The sequence below is a fragment of the Mesorhizobium sp. FG116 genome (assembly GCF_057809835.1).
This window is the reverse complement of record NZ_JBMDKS010000034.1, coordinates 12,724-29,148: the sequence shown is the minus strand read 5'-3', so window position 1 is coordinate 29,148 and position 16,425 is coordinate 12,724. Positions and strand designations below refer to the sequence as shown.

Below are 16,425 nucleotides of genomic sequence, written 5' to 3'. Positions count from 1 at the left end.
AAATAGCCCCAAGCAGGGGCCCTCATCCTGTGGAAATCACAGACGCGGCAAAAGAACCCCGGCCAAGGAGAGCCGGGGTTAATTGACAACGTCGCGTCTCCGAGAGGGACTCCGGAAACGCTTTCATATTTATCAACCGCACGTCAAACAGTCTTTGTGGTGGCGCAATAAAAGCAGGTGCCCTAGGCAGCAGGGGGAATAAGGGCAAATAGCTCGACGTTTCACGTGTCGATCGCGGAGCGCTTTAGGCGCGGCTTTTCAGTTTCTACGTTCACGGCCCAGTTCACCGCTTCCGGCACGGCATCCACTTCCCGCAGATAGCTCATCCACATGGGCTCGCCTTGGAAGATCATGTTCTCCGGATTGCCGTCGAGGGCGCATAGAGCGCGGGCTGCTCGTTCCCTTGGTCGACGTGGGTTCGGCTTTACCATGGCTGATCGTCCCACCTTACCTGACAGCTCACAACATGCACAAAAGCCGCAAACAGGCATAGTCTTCCGGACCCGTCGGCCTTCCCCTTGTCGTTTCAAGTACGGTATCTGCCTCATCGAGGTTGACTGGCCATAACAGCTTGCACTCAAACCTGGCATCCTCGGGCACGGCGACACGACGGCGCAGGGCCGTGCGCTGATTTCTCGTTCCGGTTAGGCTTGTTGGATCTGCCTGATCTGTGCCTCTTGCCGCCGAGTGCCACAAACAGCTCCACTCCAATCGGGCATTTCGCCAGCGAAAACAGGTAGATCGAGCACCTAGTAGAATTGTTGCGGAATGCAGGAGAGCGTTCCGAGTTTCAAATCTTCGTCGGCCCTCTCAACCCCAGTGCCGCCGGAAAGTATGATCGCTTCCCTCAACTCCATGCACTCATTCTTGCTCAGATCTTTCGCGACAAGAGTCATCTTGTTGCTGACCGCGTGGAGGAGGACATACAATTCCCCAGAGAATACGGAGCTGGTTGCCAAGCACATGACGGCGCAAGTCGCGATGGCAATAGAATGTCTCACTGTGCTGATCCATCTGTCTTCTGACAGCTAAGCACTGTGGCAGAGCTGCGGCAAGCAGGATGGCCTGTCCGTCCGTTGCTGAGTTTCTGAGTGGTCTCGGTTGTCGGTCGTCAGCCTCCCTTGCCGGCCATTGGATTTGCAAGATCACGTCCCCGCGTATCCAGGGTGCCGATCCCGACCAGCCGGTCGTAAACGATGGGCACGGCCTGCCGGTCTGCGGATGTTTCCGGGGGGGCGATATCGACTGGTGGAACTACAAGCGCCGGCATTTCGGGGGCGATGATGGCATCGAGTTCATTGAGGCGGGGCGCCTGATCCCGCTTTTCGACTGCAATATGCCGGCGATGCACCTCAATATTCAGCTCACCGAGACCGAAATCGCGCTCTCGCTGATCATCCGCTGAGCTTTTCCAACATTTGCACGTCCGCTCCCCTGGCCGGCTTGTCGCCCGCCTTGCACGACAGAATGAACTGGTAGAGATGGCCTCGACGCTTGCGCATGAGCTCAACCAGCCCCTTGCTGCCATCGCGAACTATTCGCAAGGCTGTGTCCGCTTCCTGAAGGAGATGGACGATGGAGCTGCCGCACATATCCGGGAGGCGCTGGAGGAGACGGCGAAACAGTCGCTCCGCGCCGGAGGCATCATTCGGCATCTCCGCGAGTTCGTCACACGCGGCGAAACAGAGAAATCCCCTGAAAATGTGCGCACGCTTGTTGAAGAAGCGGGGGCGCTGGCCCTCGTAGGTTCACGGAAATGGGCGTGCGCTCGGTGTTTGACTTCGCACCGAACACGGAGGATGTCCTGGTCGACAGGGTCCAGATTCAACAGGTGCTGCTCAACCTGATACGCAATGCCATGGAAGCCATGCGCGAGAGCGATAGGCGCGAGCTGCTCGTGCGGACCACTCGGGATGGCGACCGCTATGTTACGATCGAAGTGGCTGATTGCGGACCGGGCATATCGGACGGGGTAGCCCCTCGACTTTTCCAGCCTTTTGTCACGACAAAGGCGAATGGCATGGGCACCGGCCTTTCAATATCCAGGCGCATTATTGAGGCGCACGGCGGGCAGATCGTCGCCAGTCGGAATGGCAACGGCGGCGCCACGTTCCGGTTGTCCCTGCCTTAGCCGAGCAGGAGGCGTCAAATGCACGATAGCAACTATGTGGTCCACATCGTCGATGACGAGGAGCCTGTCCGCAAATCGCTCGCCTTCTTGCTGACGATGGTGGGTTTTACGGTCCGAGTGCATGACTCAGCGACAAGTTTTCTCGCGGCGGCATCGAACATAGGCAAAGCCTGCCTTGTCACCGACCTGAGGATGCCGGGCATGAGCGGTGTTGAGTTGTTGGAGCGGCTAAACCGACAAAATGGCATGATACCGGCTGTCGTTATTACCGGCCATGGTGATGTACCGATGGCGGTGGCCGCGATGAAGGCCGGGGCCGTTGATTTCATCGAGAAGCCATTTGAAGATGAAGTCTTGGTCGAGGCTATCAAAAAGGCGGCGAGCCGGCTTGGCGACCCCGAGACACGTGTCGAGGATATCACAGTGCTACGGGCCCGCCTCGAGCAGTTGTCTGAGCGGGAGCGTCAAGTCATGGCTCTGGTCGTGTCAGGCCTTCCGAACAAGACGATCGGCTACACTCTTTCGATAAGCTCACGTACGGTCGAGGTCCATAGAGCCAACATCATGCCGAAGATGCAGGCTCGCAGCTTGCCCGAACTTGTGCGCATGGCGATTTCGTTAGGCTTTGACGCCTGAGACGTCGGTGAAATCTGGCCGATACCGGGCCTTTAGTACTCTCGCCCCCCTCCACTTTGATCTGCCTCAATGCCCGACGTTGTCGGGATGTTTAGCCGTACAAGTCTGGTCCAAATCACACGACAATCGTGGAGTCCAATCAGATGGCCGGACCGATCGTTCTTGTGGCCGCCCCGGATGCGGTTTTCAGGCGCTCGATCGTTTTTGTACTGGCGAGTGAGCGTTTGGAGACAGATGCCCATCGCTACGCCGCCAGCGCTTTCGCGTCGCCTGAAGCCCGTCAGGCCGCTTGTGCGGTAATCGACGACGAAGCTGTCGAAAGCTGGAAGGATGCGCCCGCTCAATTCGAACAATTCGCCAGGCCCATCATCCTCCTGGTCAATCTCTTAGGGAAGGTCCCGGATGCACCCCTTCTAAGGCAACTGGTCAAACCGTTTCTTGGCGAGCCTCTCATCAGGACCGTGCGGGAGGCAATCGCTGGCTCATTCTGACACCAGTACGTGGATTCCCTTACGGACATAACCGAATTTCGGCAGGCTACATTTCGAGCGACTGTTCCCTTATGATCACTGAGGGACCAGCCATGAATACCTACGAGATTTCCAGGGCCTTCTTCCATGCAGGCGGAACGCCCGTGGGGCGGGACACGTTCCCGGCACCGTCGAGCGGCAACCTTCAGGCGCCCACGTTCTTTGCGGCCGGCAAGGAAATCTACGCGCAGGGTGAAACGTGCGGGAACCTTTACAAGGTCGAATTTGGCGGCGTGCGCGTCTACCGGCTCTTGTCGGATGGACGCCGTCAGATCTCCGCTTTCCACCTTGCTGGCGAGACGTTCGGATTCGAAGCTGACAAGACCCACTGTGAAATCGCGCCGGATAGCGACCCTACGCAAGACAGGCTTAATCTACTGATTTCATTACGAAAATGGTCGAGAGTTGAGGGACTCTAGAAGGCACCTATCATGGCCCTCAAAAATCTCGGGAAGAACAACTGAATCAACTATTTGAGTGTCCTCGTGCCCAGGGTCACTGTTCGGTGCAACTTCACAATCAGGGCATCGCCGATCACCGGCAGATGTTCCGCATGTTCGATCGCCACGCACAGCGACCAAACCGCTTCGAGGACGACGCAGCCACCCTCTACCGGGGCGAGTGGTTCGAGATTTCTCGGGCCGAGCACCATTACATGTTCAACGTTCTGCCGCCGCTGTTCATGCGGGGCGAGATGTTCGCGCTACGCGAATTTCTGACGGGCCGGATCACAAGCATCTTTTATGAGCTGAGCATCGGCGGCACGGTCCGGTTTTTCCATGCCTATTGCGATCTCGGAGAAACCGGCTCGCCGGATCGGATGCGCGATGCGATCTGCGACCGCGAGTTGAGACCGGTGCGGGCAATGACGCGCGAGGAGCGCATCGAGCACATCTGGTCGAGCACCCACGATGACTATCGCGGCTATGCCGACTGGCGCTTTCCGAACGACATGCGAGGAAAGCGCGTCGTCATCGTCTATCTCTCCGGTCAAGCCCATCCCTTCAAACTGCTCGACCAACTCACGGACGACGAGATCGCGGTCAAGCTGCCGGTGCATCTGCGCCACCTCCCTGACGCGATTGCTGCGTGATGGAGGGGACGATGTTCACGTTCCCCATCCTTGCGGTTGGCAAGGTCATCGAGCGCGGAATTGCCGACGAAGGCCAATGGCGGTTTCCGCCTTCCGCTTGGCCCTTTCTCGGCGGCCGTGCACGCCCGCCCCGGTTTGTGGCTGGTTGGAACCCAAGGGCGTCTACATCATGCCGGAAGGCGGCGAACCGCTCATTATCTATTCCGAGCAATGCCATCCCAAAGGCGATATCGACTGGTGGTAATGCAAGCGTCGCCATTTCGGCGGCGATGACGGCGTCGAGTTCATCGCAGCCAAGCAGTTGATCCCACTCTTCGACCGCAACCTTCGCGCCACGCATATCAACATGGATCTCACCGAGGACGAAATCGTGTTCTCGCTGACTATTCGCTGATTCCCCTTCAACCGCAGCACCCATCGAGCGGCCGGCTTGCCTGGCCGGTCGATCGCGTGCGCCTTAATCACGGAGAAATCCCGATGTCCAACGATCCCTTCACCATCGACCTCTTCGGCAACACCGCGCTTTCGTCCGGCCTCGGACTCGGCGTCACCGCCTTCGCGGGCGATTTCGATCCTGACGACGATCCCGATCCCTTGACCCCGGCTCCGGCCATGCCGCTGCCGAAAGCCGCGAAGCCGGAGCCGTCTGTCTCCCGGTCCCGTGGATCGAATTTCTGTCTTGGCGGCGATCGCGGGCTGGCGCGTGGCTGGAAGGAGCGGGCGCGAGACAATATCGCCGCCATCCGCCTTGCCGCCGAGATCGAGGCGGCAGAGCGGCCTGCCACGCTTGAGGAGCAGGAGACGCTGATCCGCTTTATCGGCTTCGGTGCATCCGACCTTGCAAACCACGTCTTCCGGCGACCCGGTGAGATCGAGTTCCGCAAAGGCTGGGACGAAATCGGCTCGGCGCTTGAGGACGCCGTCGGCGATACCGACTACGCTTCGCTAGCGCGTTGCACGCAGTATGCCCATTTCACGCCGGAGTTCATCGTGCGGGCGATCTGGTCCGGCCTCCAGCGTATGGGATGGCGGGGCGGTCGGGTGCTGGAGCCTGGAATTGGCACGGGACTGTTCCCGGCGTTGATGCCGGCAGGCCTGCGCGATGTCTCCCGCATCACCGGGATCGAACTTGACCCCGTCACGGCGCGCATCGCCCGGCTATTGCAGCCATGGGCAAGGATCCTCACCGGCGATTTCGCTCGTACCGAGCAGCCGGCGAGCTTCGACCTCGCCATCGGCAATCCACCCTTCTCCGACCGCACCGTGCGGTCGGACCCGGCATACCGCTCGCTCGGTCTTCGTCTGCACGATTATTTCATCGCGCGAGCGATAGACCTGTTGAAGCCGGGCGCGTTTGCCGCCTTCGTCACCAGCTCCGGAACCATGGAAAAGGCAGATTGTACGGCGCGCGAGCATATCGCGAAGTCGGCCGACCTGATCGCCGCCATTCGCCTGCCCGAGGGTAGTTTCCGCGCCGATGCCGGCACCGATGTCGTGGTCGACATCCTATTCCTCCGCAAGCGCAAGATCGGTGAGCCGGAAGGCGACCAGTCCTGGCTCGATACAGAGGAGGTGCGGCCGGCGACCGACGACGAGGGCGCGATCCGGACTAACCGTTGGTTCGCCCGCCATCCGGATTTCGTGCTTGGCACGCACGCACTGACCTCGGGTCCCTTCGGCGAGACCTACACATGCCTCCCGCGGAAGGGCGAGGAGCTGGCGGCCGCGCTCGACGTGGCCATCTCCCTGCTCCCGGAAGACCGCTATGACGGCCAGCCCACTGAGATCGATTGCGATCTGGAGCATGCGGTCGACAGCGCGCCGGTCGACCTCCCCTCCGAACGGCATGTCCGTGAAGGCAGCTTCTTCGTCGACAATGCCAAAGGCCTGATGCAGGTCATCGACGGTGAACCTGTCGCGGTGAAGGTCCGTAAGGGCCGAGATGCCGATGGCATGCCGGAGAAGCATGTCCGCATCGTCCAGAGGCTGATCCCGGTGCGCGACGCCGTGCGCGAGGTGCTGAAGTGCCAAGAACTCGACCAGCCCTGGAAGGAATTGCAGGTCAAACTGCGCATCGCCTGGTCGAGCTTCGTGCGCGATTTCGGCCCGATCAACCACACCACCGTCTCGATCGCGGAGGACGAGGAGACCGGCGAGGTGCGCGAGACGCACCGACGGCCCAACCTCGCGCCGTTCCTGGATGACCCCGATTGCTGGCTCGTCGCTGCAATAGAGGACTACGATCTGGAGAACGACACGGCGCGGCCCGGACCGATCTTCTCCGAACGGGTGATATCCCCGCCAGCGCCGCCGGTCATCGCAAGCGCCGCCGATGCGCTCGTTGTCGTGCTGAATGAACGCGGCCGCGTCGATCTCGATCACATCGCGGAGCTTCTGCATCGCGATCCGGACGATGTCGTCGCCGAGCTTGGCAGCGCTATCTTCCGCGACCCCGCCGATGGTTCCTGGCAGATGGCCGACGCTTATCTGTCCGGCCCTGTCCGCGATAAGCTGAAGGCGGCGGAAGCGGCCGCCGCACTCGATCCCGCCTATGAACGCAACGTCGTGGCCCTTCAGGCCGTGCAGCCGGTGGACCTTCGGCCCTCCGACATCACCGCGCGTCTCGGTGCGCCATGGATTCCTGCCGCCGATGTCGTCGCCTTCGTCAAGGAGACGATGGGCGCTGACATCAAGATCCACCACATACCGGAACTGGCGTCGTGGACGGTGCGGGCGGGCCAGCTCGCCTATCTCGCCGCCGGCACGTCCGAATGGGGCACAAACCGGCGACACGCGGGCGAGTTGCTGACCGACGCGCTCAACAGCCGCGTGCCGCAGATCTTCGACTCGGTCACGGAGAATGGCAAGGAACGCCGCGTCCTCAATGTGGTCGACACCGAAGCGGCCAAGGAAAAACTCCAGAAGATCAAGGACGCTTTCCAGCGCTGGATCTGGTCCGATCCGGATCGGACCGATCGGCTGGCACGCGTCTACAACGACCGCTTCAACAACATCGCGCCACGCAAGTTCGACGGTTCGCACCTTCAATTGCCGGGCGCCAGCGGAGCATTCACGCTCTACCCGCACCAGAAGCGTGGAATCTGGAGGATCATCGCGGCCGGGTCGACCTATCTCGCCCACGCCGTCGGCGCCGGCAAGACGATGACCTACGCGGCCGCGATCATGGAGCAGCGGCGGCTCGGCCTCATCAACAAGGCGATGGTGACGGTGCCCGGTCATTGCCTGGCCCAGGTCGCACGCGAGTTCCTGGCGCTCTATCCGATGGCCAGGATCCTCGTTGCCGACGAGACCAATTTCACCAAAGAGAAGCGCGCCCGGTTCCTGTCGCGTGCCGCCACTGCGAACTGGGACGCGATCATCATTACGCATTCGGCGTTCCGGTTCATCGGCGTGCCGGCCGTCTTCGAGCAGCAGATGATCCAGGACGAGCTGGAGCTTTACGAGAAGCTTCTTCTCGACGTCGACGACGAGGACCGGGTCTCGCGAAAGCGTCTTGAGCGCTTGAAGGAAGGCCTGCAGGAGCGTCTGGAGTCGCTTGCCACGCCCAAGGATGATCTCCTGACTATCGCCGAGATAGGCATAGATCAGATCATCGTCGACGAGGCGCAGGAGTTCAGGAAGCTCTCTTTCGCCACCAACATGAGCACGTTGAAGGGTGTCGACCCGAACGGCTCGCAGCGCGCCTGGGACCTCTATGTGAAGTCCCGTTTCATCGAGACGAAGAATCCCGGCCGGGCGCTTGTGTTCGCCTCCGGCACGCCCATCACAAATACGCTCGGCGAAATGTTCACCCTGCAGCGGCTTATGGACTTTGCCGCGTTGATGGAGCGCGGCCTGCACGAGTTCGACGCCTGGGCGTCGACCTTCGGCGAAACGGTGACGGAACTGGAGCTGCAGCCGTCGGGCAAATACAAGCCCGTCTCGCGCTTCGCCAGCTTCGTCAACGTGCCCGAGCTGATCGCCATGTTCCGGTCTTTCGCGGACGTGGTGATGCCGGAGGACTTGCGCCAATACGTGAAGGTCCCTGCAATCTCGACCGGCAAGCGCCAGATCGTGACGTCGAAGCCGACGCAAGATTTCAAGAACTACCAGTTGGTTTTGGCGGCGCGCATCAAGGCGATCGAGGAGCGCAACCGTCCGCCGCAGCCCGGCGACGACATTCTGCTCTCCGTCATCACCGATGGCCGGCACGCCGCGATCGACCTGCGCCTTGTCGATACCGACAACGACAACGAGCCTGATAACAAGCTGAACAGGCTCGTCGCCAACGCCTTCCGCATCTGGCAGGAGACGGCGGAAAACACCTACGTCCGCGCCGACGGCAAGCCGTACGAACTTCCGGGCGCGGCGCAGATGATCTTCTCCGACCTCGGCACGATCAGCGTCGAGAAGACTCGCGGATTCTCGGCCTATCGCTGGATCCGCGACGAGCTCGTCCGCCTCGGCGTGCCGGCCTCCGAGATCGCCTTCATGCAGGAGTACAAGAAGTCGGAGGCGAAGCAGCGGCTGTTCGGCGACACACGCGCCGGCAAGGTGCGATTCCTGATCGGGTCGTCCGAAACCATGGGCACCGGCGTCAACGCGCAGCTTCGGCTGAAGGCCCTGCACCATCTCGATGTCCCCTGGCTGCCGTCGCAGATCGAGCAACGCGAGGGTCGCATTGCGCGTCAGGGCAACCAGCATGACGTGGTCGACATCTACGCCTACGCCACCGAGGGCTCGCTGGACGCGACGATGTGGCAGAACAACGAGCGCAAGGCCCGGTTCATTGCCGCCGCACTTTCGGGCGATACCTCGATCCGCAAGCTGGAGGACCTCGGCGAGGGGCAGGCAAACCAGTTCGCCATGGCCAAGGCGATCGCCAGTGGTGACCAGCGTCTGATGCAGAAGGCCGGGCTCGAAGCCGACATAGCCCGGCTGGAGCGTCTGCGCGCGGCGCATATCGACGATCAGCATGCCGTCCGGCGGCAGCTTCGCGACGCTGAGCGCGAAATCGAACGCTGCACCCGCCGCGTTGCCGAAATCGGGCAAGACATTGAGCGTCTGGTTCCGACCGGTGGCGATGCCTTCGCTATGAGCGTTGGGGGCAAGTCCTACTCCGAGCGCAAGGATGCGGGCCGGGCGCTTATGAAGGAGATTCTGACCTTGGTGCAGCGCCAGCAGGAAGGTGAGAGCGTGATTGCCTCGATCGGCGGGTTCGATCTCGAATTTGCCGGCGAGCGGACCGGCGGGGAGGGATATCGCTACGCCACCTTGTTGCTGCGCGCAGGCGTACAGGACGAGACCGAGTTGCCAGTCACCGTGACGCCACTCGGCGCGGTTTCGCGCCTCGAGCACGCCATCGGCGGTTTCGAGAACGAGCAGGAGCGCTATCGCCAGCATCTCGCCGATGCGCAGCGCCGGCTCGCCTCCTACAAAGCCCATGGCGACGGCGGTGAGTTTGCGTTCGCCGGCGAGCTGGCCGAAAAGCGCCGGCAGCTCGCAGAGGTCGAGACGGCGCTGGCGAAGGATATCGACGGCATTCACGAGCCCGCCGCAATCGCAGCCTAGTTCTTCTGTAAGCTGGATGGGCGTATCAGCGTCCGGTCACCGGTATCGCGAAAGCCGGCTCTCGTCGTCGATCAATGTGAGGCGGGATGGCGCCGCCTCGCCCCATTTCCAAAGCACAAGATTGAGATCATCGCCGCCCGCGCCGGGCGCAAAGCTTCCGACCAGTAGTCCACTATATCCGGCCTCGACGAGCCGTCGGGCGAAAGCTTGCGTCCTAGCTTCCCCAGTCGCCTTCATCTGGTCGCGCCAGCTTGCGTCGGCGAGCGCCGCGGCGTCCATTCCTTGGTCGCCTAGAGCGGCATCGTCCCGGCAATCGAAAACACGCTCGATGTCGGCGTTATAAGACACCAACGTTGTGGGTTGGAGGTTTCCGACCTGGTTTGCCTCCCGCAGCGCAGTCATAACAGAGAGCGAGGTATAGAGCGCCGACATCCCCTTGCGATTGAAACGCCCCCCATAGAATTCCGCGCCACGACCCGATAGCGGTTCGCGTGCGTAGATCGGATTCAGCGCCCGATAGAGTGCCCCTTGGAAATGCATGGTCTGGATCAGGCGTAAACGCCGGCGTCGACCGCATCGATATAGTTGAGCACGTCATCGGCCTGACCGTCACGGACGAGCTGCATTGCCGTCAGACCGGAAAAGCCCGGCAACGGCTCCGAGCGATACCAGGCATAGGCCATCAGCGCCGAGCCGAAGCGCGGCTCAACCTTGTTGAGGATCTCCGTCACTTCGCGCAGACGGCGCTGGGTCCTATCGGACCGGATGCGGTCCTTGCGCTGGATCGCGTCTTTTCCAAGCCCGGCCGTGCGGGCGATCTCTTCGCTGGTGGTGCGCAAGGCGTCCGCGATCTTGCGCGGCGAAAACAGGCCATCGTCGGCATATTGAGCAAGGCCCATAGCGCTTACCTCCATTCCGGAAAGCCAATCATTATGACGCAATATAGCGTCAATTTCCGCGGACTTCAAAACAAATCTATGAAAAGGGGAAGGGAACAGAAAATAGAAGGCTCGCTCGCAGATCGGGTGGGCCGCTGGCGCTGGCGCTCAACCGCGCCGCTCGCGATCCCGGCCCGGCGTTCTGCGCAGGGCTGTAAGCCCCGCTTGGCCGGCCAGGCCCGGATGCTCGGCCGCAGTTGCACCGGCCCGACCGCTCCGCGGGCCGGAGGGGGTCTTCGGCAAGAAGACAGAGATGGACCGGCAAACGGCCGCGTCCATAACCCTGAAAAGGAGCATTCCATGTACCTCATGAAGATGGACCCGCGCGCTTTGGTGGAGAACCCCAACCACTCGCGCCAGACCAAGTCGTCGCCGCAGGCCGACGCCCTTCTGCTGGCCTCGATCAAGGTGATCGGCATCGTGCATCCGCCTGTTGTCACACCGCAGAGAGATGGCAGCAACGGCTTCGTCATCGAGGCCGGCCGGCGCCGCGTCAGGCTCGCGGTCAAGGCAGGCATCGAAGAGATCGACATCCTCGTCAACGATGCTGACAACGACAGCGCCACCACCGACGGAGCCATGCGCTCTTTCGCTGAGAACATCGCAAGGGAGCCGCTCAATCCCGTCGACCAGTGGCGGGCGATCGAGCGCCTGATCGCTCTCGGCTGGACGGAGGAGGCGATGGCGGTCGCATTGACCCTTACGCCGCGGCGGATCAAGCAGCTCAGGCTGTTCGCCAAGGTGCTGCCCGCCATGCTCGACCAGATGGCCAAGGGCGACATGCCCAACGAGCAGCAGCTTCGGACCATCGCGTGCGCCTCTCTCGACGAGCAGAAGGAAGTCTGGAAGGCGCACAAGCCATCCAAGGGCGATCCCAGAGTTGGTTGGTGGAACGTGGCGAACGCGCTGGCCAAGACCCGCATGTATGGCAAGGACGCCAGTTTCGACGACGAGCTGGCGCGCGCCTACGGCATCGAATGGGAGGAAGACCTGTTCGGCCCGGCCGACGAGGATGGTCGCTACACGACCAATGTCGAGGCGTTCTTGGGCGCGCAGCAGGAGTGGATGGCAAACCACCTGCCGAAGCGCGGCATCATTACCGAGGCCAACAATTGGGGCCAGCCGGTTCTGCCGCCCAAGGCCGAGCGCGTCTACAGCAGCAAGCCGGCAAAGTCCGATTGCGTGGCCATGTATCTCGACCGCGACGGCAAGGTGCAGAGCGTGACCTACCGCATGCTGGAGAAGAAGAAGGGCAAGGGCGCCGATGACGATATCGGCTCTGTCCCGAAGGCCCGGCCGCCCGTCACCAACAAGGGCCAGGACATGATCGGCGACTTCCGCACCGATGCGCTGCACGAGGCGCTCGACCGCGCTCCGATCGAGGACGACACGCTGATGGCGCTGCTGATCCTCGCCTTTTCGGGCCAGAACGTGTCGGTCAGGACCGATGGCGGCCAGTCGTTGTACGGCAACAGCCAGTTGGCGAAGCACGCTGCGACGCTCTTCGACGCCGCGGGCCAGCTTCAGTACACCGAGGAGACGTTGCGCGTTGCAGCACGCCTCACGCTGAGCGAGGTTCTGTCGTGCCGGCGCAATGCCTCCAACAGCGGCATCGTCGCGCGCGTTGCCGGCGACGCGATCGGCGCGAACGTGTTCCTGTCCAACATGGGCACCGACCAGTTCCTCTCGTGCTTGTCCCGGCAAGCGCTTGAGGCTGCCTGCACCGGCACGGCGGTGCTGCCGCGTGCGCGGGTGAAGGACACGCGCGCGGCCCTTGTCGACCACTTCAAGGAGGAGCGTTTCGTCCACGCGAGCGCGCTGTTCGCGCCGGACGAAACGAAACTGGCGGCCTGGCTCGCTACCAACGCTCCCGATCCGGAAGAGGACGAGCAACCCGAGACCGCCGACGAGGCGGCCGATGCCTCGGAAGATCCCCGTCAGGCTGAGGGCGAGTTCCGCGAAGCGGCCGAATAGACGCTTCCCATTCATCTCCGATCGACATCCCGCCGCCGGCCCGTCCGGCGGCGGCTTTGTTTTCACCATCCAGAGAAGGAGGACACCATGTCCGCTTCATTGATCTTAGACCTCGCGCCGCTCGGCGCAATCGTAAAATATTCCGACGGCACGCCGCGACCGCCGGAGCGTCATCGCAAGAAGCTTGCGACATGGAAACACCGCAACAGCGCCGGTCGCCTGGTCGCCAAGCAACCCAGTCGCGTCATCGGCAACACCACGATCGCGGACTCCTTCAAGCTCCACGAGGGTGACTTCGGTAAAGGCGCTGCCGTCGTGTTGCGCGTCTACCGCAGCTTCTCCATCGACAGCGACCTGTCCTTCACCCTGGTCGAACGGCCGGCCATCGGCTCGGTGATCGTGCTCGATCGTCCCGACGGCGAGTTGGTACACGTCGCCGAGAGCGAAGCGGCCGCTCAGACGTGGCTGCAAAGCCACGGCTATCCCCATGCGGTCCTGCAGCCGATCACCGCCGACGAGGTCGCCGCCGCTGTCGTCGAGGGGAGGGCGGCAGTATGACCGCGCTCGCTTCTTCGGCTCACAATAGCGAAGTCCCCGGATTTCCGGGGGTTTCATTCGGCATCAGCGCCGACGGCATGACCGTCGCGCTGGTCGGGGATCACGCTTATGGGATGGTTCCTGCCCGCGACGGCAAGCACTTTCTGGCCAGCAGCTGGCGCATGCGTCGCCCTATGCCCGAATGGACGCGGGAAGATTTCTACGGCCATTACGGCGAGCTTGCCGACGTGGCCGCGTTCCGCGTCGCCGTGCTCGAACGCGCGGAACACCAGCGCGAATTGACCTCGCTTACCCGCCGGGACGCGCACGTTACGGCCAGCACGCCGTGGGGGCCGTCCCAGAGCGCGACCTTCTACGCCGAGGATATCGTATTTCACAGCACGGCCGGCCACGGCGGGTTTCAGCTGTCGAGCGCCCGCAACGCCAAGGTCCACCCGATGCTGCGCGCGGCAGGCGGCTGGTACGAGGAAGACGAGGCCTGGGCTATCGTCGCCATCACCTTCCCGCACCTGTTCACCGCCTTCGAGCGGCGCTGCGCGGAGCGAACCCTCAAGGACAGCTGGCCCGACGCCTGGGAGAAAATCTTCGGCACGGTGCTCCAGCCGGGGGAATCCCGCACGAAGGACCAACGTGCCTTCGAGCGGAAACATAGAAACGACTGGATCGTCGTCTCGGCGATCACGTCCGAGCATGAAGAGGGCTTCGTCGAAGTTGTCGCCACGCCGGGTGGCAAGCGGGGCGCGGGGACGGAGGAACGCCGGTTCCTGGTTCCCTCGCAGGAATATGAGGTCGGCCGTTTCGGCTTTGTCATCGATGTGGGTCGGCATCCCGTCTATAGCGGCCCGTCGAGCTTCATCGGCTGGCAGGGGAGGAACGCGTCATGACCCGTCCACCCGAGCGCCACGCGCAGCTTGCCCGCATGGAGGAAGCACGCCGGCAGATCCAGCGCCAGCTCAATATGATCGAGCGGCAGATCACGCGGCGGATGACGGCGCTGATCCCGCAATTGCAGCCGCGTCGAACCGCCTATCGGTGCGGCAAGTCGCCCGATCCGAGCGCGTTCCTCGAACGCTACCGATCGAACCTTGCGGCGCTTACGGCCGAGCGCCAACCCGAGATTGATGCGCTTTCGCGCAAGCTCGCCCGGCAGGACCGGGCGATCCTGAAATTTCGCGAGCGTTTTGACGCCCAACCCGGTGAGGCGACATCGAGCGCCAGAAAACCACATGCAGCATGAAAGGAGACGAAGATGCCAATTTATACCGTGGAAACCACCTACCGTCTGCCAGTCTATCGCAGGCGGGACTACGAGGCCGCTACGCCTGAGGAAGCCTGTAGTCTTGCTCTCGACGACGAAGGCTGGGGAGACGCCGAGGAGGACGTTGATACGTCCGGCGAGACCTATGTCATCGGAATATGGAAGGGCAGGGATGCCGCGCATTCCGGCGAGAGATCGCGGTGCCGGAGGAATTTGGCGAAACCGTTCAGCGCAAGGCCGATCTGTTCGACACCTTGGTCGCGATCGTGCGGGAGCCAGCGCGGCCGATGGGTCTGTCGCAGCACCAGTTCGAGCACTGGCTTCCGCGCGCGCTTTCCGTTCTGGCGAAGGCCGATGCGATTGCAGGCGCCCCGGTGTCAGAGGGTCCGTGACGTGTTATAGCGCAACGGGCAGGGAGTATTCGCCATGGACGAACCGACACGCGAGGCATTTGAGCGCCTACTTCGCATCGCCCGCAGCGATACCGGCCAATCGCGCCGTGTCGCGGACTTCATCCTCGCATAGTGGAACGCGGACGGCCTCGGCGGCTTCGACCTGGCCGACGTCTTCGCAGTCGACAAGGCGATCGCCCGCGACATGACGAGCGTTTTCGCCTGGCTCGCCAGCCGGGTAGAAGCCGAGTATCCCGTCGACTATCGAGCGCAGATCGATGAGATCATTCGACTCTGGCGTCCCCAGGTTTGGAGCGGGCGTCGAAGACGGCCTGAGCCATATCGCGTAAGCCGCCGCACGGCGCGGGATCCGGCTTCTTCATCGGAGACCGCGGGACCGGATCCGTCATGCGGATCCTTTCCTGCCTGTGGTCTGTCGAAACGCCGGCCCTTGCCGGTCCCCTTCGGATCAAGGTGCGCTCGTAAACCGGCAGCCGTGCGCTTCAAGGCCGCTTCGCGCCGCCTTGCGGCCGGGCCGTCCGATCTCGCCAAGGCAGGCCCGCGTGTTGCGCGGGGCTGAAAAGCCCCGCTGGCACGCAAGCCGGCCTCGCTCGATTCCGTCCGCCCCGGACCCTGAAGCGCCCGTCTATCCGCCGGTTTTTCCCGAGCACGCCCGAAGGGAGGGCCGGCAAGGGCCGGCCCGAGCTTTCGGCCGAACCGAAGGAAAGGACATCCCCATGGCAAAGAAATCCGCTCCCGCACCGCGCCCGACCGCTCGCGTTGTCTCGCTGCGCAAGGGCACGACCCTCGAAATGGTCCGCCTCGCCTGCCCAGACGCCACGCAGGCCGCCCTAATCGCCGAGAATTTCGGATCCCCAGTGATCGACAGCGACGGCATCCGCGAGCTTCACGAGCGCATGATCGTCGAGACTGCCGATGCGCTCGGCGAAGGCCTCGGCGAGCGCGCAATGCAGATCCATCTACAACGCATCGTCGGCTCCTATGTCGGTTCCGCCCACGGTGCGGGCCAGTTCTATAGCCGGGCGGTGACGGAAGCGCGCGACCTGACGGCAAAGGCCGCCAATGACCTGCGCGACGAAGACCTCGACGGTCCGGTCGGATTCGAAAGCGCCGCCCAGCGCAAGCGCGAGTTCGCCGCCGACATGGGCATCCAGGCCCACGCGTTGCGCATGGCCGCCGAAGGTGCCGTCGCGGCTTACGAGCATGTCGTCGGTGAACGCTGGAAGCCTTTCGAGCACCCCGTCGAAAACCCCGGTCACACGCTCGACCGCAAGGCGGCGGAGATGCAGATGGCGGCTCTCGGTTGAGCCTCTATCGGGCGAG

The 16,425-nt window shown here is 62.7% G+C and carries 15 protein-coding genes and 3 pseudogenes; 14 read left to right on the top strand and 4 right to left on the bottom strand.

What is annotated here, in order from left to right:
• Nucleotides 1–221 precede the first annotated feature (221 nt).
• Nucleotides 222–431, bottom strand: a complete 210-nt coding sequence (locus ACODTY_RS20830) for a hypothetical protein (RefSeq protein WP_488996109.1) — start codon at nt 429–431, stop codon at nt 222–224.
• A 629-nt stretch (nt 432–1,060) separates the two neighbouring features.
• On the opposite strand from ACODTY_RS20830, the gene ACODTY_RS20825 reads away from it, so the two are divergent.
• The 6 genes and pseudogenes from ACODTY_RS20825 to ACODTY_RS20800 all read left to right on the top strand — a co-directional run bounded on the left by ACODTY_RS20825 (nt 1,061) and on the right by ACODTY_RS20800 (nt 4,390).
• Nucleotides 1,061–1,405, top strand: coding sequence for a DUF3085 domain-containing protein (locus ACODTY_RS20825; RefSeq protein WP_488996108.1), 345 nt, complete (start codon nt 1,061–1,063; stop codon nt 1,403–1,405).
• 40 nt (nt 1,406–1,445) lie between these two features.
• Nucleotides 1,446–2,131: pseudogene (locus ACODTY_RS20820) on the top strand (sensor histidine kinase); the annotation flags it as partial.
• A gap of 18 nt (nt 2,132–2,149) precedes the next feature.
• Nucleotides 2,150–2,767, top strand: coding sequence for a response regulator FixJ (gene fixJ, locus ACODTY_RS20815; protein WP_488996107.1), 618 nt, complete (start codon nt 2,150–2,152; stop codon nt 2,765–2,767).
• Between the two features lie 143 nt (nt 2,768–2,910).
• Nucleotides 2,911–3,258, top strand: coding sequence for a hypothetical protein (locus ACODTY_RS20810; protein ID WP_488996106.1), 348 nt, complete (start codon nt 2,911–2,913; stop codon nt 3,256–3,258).
• Between the two features lie 92 nt (nt 3,259–3,350).
• A pseudogene (locus ACODTY_RS20805) lies at nt 3,351–3,626 on the top strand (cyclic nucleotide-binding domain-containing protein); the annotation flags it as partial.
• A 176-nt stretch (nt 3,627–3,802) separates the two neighbouring features.
• Nucleotides 3,803–4,390, top strand: a complete 588-nt coding sequence (locus ACODTY_RS20800; protein ID WP_488996105.1) for a DUF1419 domain-containing protein — start codon at nt 3,803–3,805, stop codon at nt 4,388–4,390.
• Here ACODTY_RS20800 and ACODTY_RS20795 read toward each other — a convergent pair.
• A complete protein-coding gene (locus ACODTY_RS20795) occupies nt 4,341–4,808 on the bottom strand; it encodes a hypothetical protein (RefSeq protein WP_488996104.1) in 468 nt (155 codons plus the stop codon). The genes ACODTY_RS20800 and ACODTY_RS20795 overlap by 50 nt on opposite strands.
• A gap of 59 nt (nt 4,809–4,867) precedes the next feature.
• On the opposite strand from ACODTY_RS20795, the gene ACODTY_RS20790 reads away from it, so the two are divergent.
• Nucleotides 4,868–9,961 carry an N-6 DNA methylase gene (locus ACODTY_RS20790; RefSeq protein WP_488996103.1) on the top strand — a complete coding sequence of 1,698 codons (5,094 nt, stop codon included), beginning with the start codon at nt 4,868–4,870 and terminating at the stop codon, nt 9,959–9,961.
• 36 nt (nt 9,962–9,997) lie between these two features.
• Here the strand turns inward: ACODTY_RS20790 and ACODTY_RS20785 are convergent, their stop codons facing one another.
• Entirely contained in the window at nt 9,998–10,501 is a 504-nt protein-coding gene (locus ACODTY_RS20785; RefSeq protein WP_488996102.1) for an RES family NAD+ phosphorylase, read from the bottom strand.
• 8 nt (nt 10,502–10,509) lie between these two features.
• Nucleotides 10,510–10,860: an antitoxin Xre/MbcA/ParS toxin-binding domain-containing protein gene (locus ACODTY_RS20780; RefSeq protein ID WP_488996101.1), complete on the bottom strand. Its 351-nt coding sequence runs from the start codon at nt 10,858–10,860 to the stop codon at nt 10,510–10,512.
• Nucleotides 10,861–11,199: 339 nt separating this feature from the next.
• Here ACODTY_RS20780 and ACODTY_RS20775 point away from each other — a divergent pair, with 339 nt between their 5' ends.
• From ACODTY_RS20775 to ACODTY_RS20745, 7 genes and pseudogenes are all read left to right on the top strand, one after another.
• The gene (locus tag ACODTY_RS20775) at nt 11,200–12,873 is read left to right on the top strand and encodes a ParB N-terminal domain-containing protein (RefSeq protein WP_488996100.1); all 1,674 of its coding nucleotides are present in this window, start codon (nt 11,200–11,202) and stop codon (nt 12,871–12,873) included.
• 87 nt (nt 12,874–12,960) lie between these two features.
• Nucleotides 12,961–13,431 carry a hypothetical protein gene (locus tag ACODTY_RS20770; RefSeq protein ID WP_488996099.1) on the top strand — a complete coding sequence of 157 codons (471 nt, stop codon included), beginning with the start codon at nt 12,961–12,963 and terminating at the stop codon, nt 13,429–13,431.
• On the top strand, nt 13,428–14,315 hold the full coding sequence (locus ACODTY_RS20765) for a DUF7007 domain-containing protein (protein WP_488996098.1): 888 nt from the start codon (nt 13,428–13,430) through the stop codon (nt 14,313–14,315). The genes ACODTY_RS20770 and ACODTY_RS20765 overlap by 4 nt, the downstream gene beginning before the upstream one ends.
• Complete coding sequence (locus ACODTY_RS20760) at nt 14,312–14,668, top strand: hypothetical protein (RefSeq protein WP_488996097.1); 357 nt, start codon at nt 14,312–14,314, stop codon at nt 14,666–14,668. The genes ACODTY_RS20765 and ACODTY_RS20760 overlap by 4 nt, the downstream gene beginning before the upstream one ends.
• 221 nt (nt 14,669–14,889) lie before the next feature.
• Nucleotides 14,890–15,081 (top strand): hypothetical protein, encoded by a 192-nt coding sequence (locus tag ACODTY_RS20755; RefSeq protein ID WP_488996096.1) that lies wholly within the window; start codon nt 14,890–14,892, stop codon nt 15,079–15,081.
• 34 nt (nt 15,082–15,115) lie between these two features.
• Nucleotides 15,116–15,661 (top strand): annotated as a pseudogene (locus tag ACODTY_RS20750) (DUF7673 family protein).
• Between the two features lie 157 nt (nt 15,662–15,818).
• Nucleotides 15,819–16,409 carry a hypothetical protein gene (locus ACODTY_RS20745; RefSeq protein ID WP_488996095.1) on the top strand — a complete coding sequence of 197 codons (591 nt, stop codon included), beginning with the start codon at nt 15,819–15,821 and terminating at the stop codon, nt 16,407–16,409.
• Nucleotides 16,410–16,425 lie beyond the last annotated feature (16 nt).